Origin of the sequence: Streptomyces sp. SP18CS02, assembly GCF_036322365.1 — a bacterium.
Taxonomy (GTDB): Bacteria; Actinomycetota; Actinomycetes; order Streptomycetales; family Streptomycetaceae; genus Streptomyces.
Genome location: NZ_JAQYXC010000298.1, coordinates 1 through 3,727 on the forward strand (window position 1 = coordinate 1; position 3,727 = coordinate 3,727).

The following is a 3,727-nucleotide window of genomic DNA, read 5'->3' on the forward strand; positions in this document are numbered from 1 at the left end:
CAGGGCCTCGTCCGAACGCCCCGCGACGGCCGTGCCGAGCGGAATGTCGGTCCCCGCCCCGAGACGGGTCAGCAACGCCGCCAGCCCCGCCTGGAGGACCATGAACAGCGTGCAGTCGCTGCTGCGGGCGAGATCGAGCAGCCGTCGGTGCAGCCCGGCGTCGAGCGTGAGCGGCACGCTGCCGCCTCTGTGGCTCGCGACAGCGGGCCGGGGCCGGTCCGTGGGGAGGGCCAGCTCGTCGGGGGCCCCGGCGAGGGAAGCGCGCCAGAAGTCCAGCTGCCGGCGGGCGAGGCTGTGCGGATCGTCCTCCTCCCCCAGCAGCTCGCGCTGCCACAGCGTGTAGTCGGCGTACTGCACCGGCAGCGGTGACCAGTCCGGCGCGCGGCCCGCTCGGCGCGCCGTGTAGGCCATGGCGAGGTCCCGGGTCAGCGGGGTGAGTGACCAGCCGTCGGCGGCGATGTGGTGGCAGACCAGCAGAAGTACGTGGTCGTCGTCGGAGACGGTCAGCACGGTCACCCGCAGCGGGGGTTCGTCGGCCAGGCCGAAGCGGTGGGCGGAGGCTTCGTACAGGGCCCGGGGCAGGTCTTCCTCGGCGCAACCGGCCGCGTGCCAGACCGACTCCGCCACAGGGCCCTTGCCGGCGCCGGTGCTCGTGCCGGGGTGCGCGTCGGCGTTCACGTCCGGGTCCAGGTCGAGGACGCGCTGCCAGGGCTCGCCGTCCGTCATGGGGAAGACCGTGCGCAGGGCCTCATGGCGGGTCATGACGTCCGCAACGGCGCGGCGCAGCGCGTCGGCGTCGAGCGGTCCTCGCAGGCGGAGGGCGAGCGGCACGTTGTAGGAGGCGTTGGGCTCCTCTGCCTGGTCGAGGAACCACAGCCGCTGCTGGGCATGGGAGAGCGGGACGCGGTCCGGCCGGCGGGCGGGCAGCAGGGCCGGGCGGGGGGCGGCGTCGGCGCCCCTGCCCGCGTCGGCGTCGGTGGCGGCGCTGTCGAGACGCTCGGCGAGCGCGGCCACGGTGGGCGCGTGGAACAGCTCGCCGATGCCGACGTGGAGGCCGGTCCTGGTGCGGATGCGGCTGATCAGGCGGGCGGCGAGGAGAGAGTGACCGCCCAGGTCGAAGAAGCTGTCGTGTACGCCGGCCTGTTCGACGCCGAGGACGTCTGCGAAGAGGCCGCAGAGGAGTTCCTCCCGCGCGGTGCGCGGGGGACGGCCGCCGGATGGCGAGGTGGGCGTCGCGGGAACGGGCAGGGCCTGGCGGTCGAGCTTGCCGGTGGCGGTGAGGGGGAGGGCGTCCAGGACGGTGAAGGTGCTGGGGCGGAGGTGTTCGGGGAGCCGGTCGGCGGCGTGGGCCCGGGCGTCGGCGGGGTCGAGCACGGTACCGGGCTCGGCGACCAGGTAGGCCGCGAGACGCTTGTCCCCGGGGCGGTCCTCCCGGACCACCACCGCCACCTGACGGACGCTGCGGTGCTTCATCAGAACGGCCTGCACCTCACCCGGCTCGACCCGGAAGCCCCGGATCTTCACCTGACCGTCCGCACGCCCGACGTACTCCAGGACACCATCGGCCCGCCACCGCACCAGATCACCCGTGCGATAGACCCGCTCGCCGGGAGCGCCGTGGGGGTGGGCGACGAACCGCTCGGCCGTGGGGCCGGGTTGACCCAGGTATCCATGGGCCAGGCCGGCCCCCGTGAGGTAGAGGTCTCCCACGACACCGGTCGGGACCGGGCGGAGCCGTTCGTCGAGTACGTACATCCGCTCGTTGCCGATCGGCCGGCCGATCGGGATCGACGGGCGCCGGGCGTCCGCCGCTGTGATGACGTGGGTCGAGACGAAGATCATCGCCTCGACCGGCCCGTACCCGTTGACCAGCCGCAGCCCCGGATACTCCGCCAATGCCTTCGCGGCGTGGGCGGGCGACGCGGCCTCGCCGCCGCCGATGATCTGGCGCATCCCGGCGAAGCAGCCCGGATACTCGTCGAGCAGGAAGTTGAGCAGGCTCGCCGACAGGTAGGCCGTGGTGACGTGATGACGCGCGATGAGCTCGGCGATCACTGCCGGCTCCGGCTTCCCGCCGGGCTGCAGGACGCAGGTGCCGCCGTGGAGCAGCGGCCCGAAGACCTCCAGTGCGAAGGCGTCCCAGGACATCGGCGCGCACTGGAGCCACACCTCATCCGGCCCGAAGGACACGAAATCCTGACCGGTCACGGCGCCCGTGATGGCCCGGTGCGGAGCCACCACCCCCTTCGGCACGCCCGTCGAACCCGACGTGAACATCACACAGGCCGCATCCTCCGGCCCCGCGATCCGGCCCAACGCCGTCCCGTCGCAGGCCGCGATCCGGTCGGCGTCCGCGTCCAGCCGCACCAGTCCGGCTCCCGGCCCCAGCCCGTCACCGAGATCACCGGCCGTCACCACCAGCGAGGCCCCGGCACGACCCAGGACGTCCCGCAGTCGCTCCACCGGGAACGAGGGATCGAGCAGCGTGTACGCCGCGCCCGACTTCAGCGCCGCCAGAAGGGCCACGATCAGCCTCGGTCCACGCTCCAGCAGCACACCCACCGTGTCACCGCGCCGCACGCCCCGACCGACCAGATGCCGCCCCAGCCGGTTCGCCTCCCGCTCCAGCTCCCCGTACGACCACCGCGCGTCGCCGAACACCAACGCCGTCGACTCCGCCGCCACGGCGGCCCGCCGCTCGAACAGCTCATGCACTCCCGCCCCGGCGGGAAGCGGCTGATCCGTGGCATTCCACTCATCGAGCAGCAACCGCCGCTCTCCTGCGGCCAGAACGTCCAGAGCACCGATCGGGACATCCGGTGCCGTGACGGCCGCCTGCAGCAACCGCACCAGACGCGCCACCAGTACTTCGACACTGCCCCGGTCGAACAGGTCCACGGCGTACTGGAGCGAGCCGCGGATGCCGGTGGGGCGACCGGTGTCGTCGTACCCCTCGGTGACGTCGAAGGTGAGGTCGAACTTGGCGACATCGAGGGAGAGCACGCTCTGCTCGACGAGGTCGAGGCCGGGCAGCCCCGGCGTGGCGACGGCGTTGTTCTGGAGGACGAGCATCACCTGGAAGAGGGGGTGGCGGGCCGGTGAACGGACCGGGTTCAGTTCCTCGACGAGCCGCTCGAACGGCACGTCCTGATGGGCGTACGCCGCCAGGTCCGTCTCCCGCGCCCTCGCGACCAGCTCCCGGAACGTCGGGTCACCGGACGTGTCGGTCCGCAGCACCAGCGTGTTCGCGAAGAAACCGACCAGATCGTCCAGGGCCTCGTCCGAACGCCCCGCCACCGGGGTCCCCAGAGGGATGTCCGTACCGGCCCCGAGACGGGTCAGCAGCGCCGCCAGCCCCGCCTGCACCACCATGAACAGCGTGCAGTCGCTGCGGCGGGCGAGGTCAAGGAGCCGTCCGTGCAGGTCGGCCGGCAGGTCCACGGGGACGACGCCACCCTCCCGCGAGGGCTGGAGCGGGCGCGGACGGTCGGTGGGAAGGGTCAGCTCGTCGCCGAGTCCGGCCAGTGCGTGCCGCCAGTGCGCGAGGTGCCGGGTGAGCGGAGTCTCCACGGCGGCCGGGTCGCCGAGCAGCTCGCGCTGCCACAGCGTGTAGTCGGCGTACTGCACCGGCAGCGGTGACCAGTCCGGCGCGCGCCCCCGCGCACGGGCCCCGTACGCCTCGGCCAGGTCCCGCACCAGCGGCGCCAGCGACCACCCGTCGCACGCG

1 protein-coding gene is annotated in these 3,727 nt (G+C 73.3%); it reads right to left on the reverse strand.

The window, feature by feature from the left end:
* Positions 1-3,727 (reverse strand): amino acid adenylation domain-containing protein (locus PUR26_RS30120; protein ID WP_329877241.1); only part of this gene is annotated, 3,727 nt, incomplete at both ends.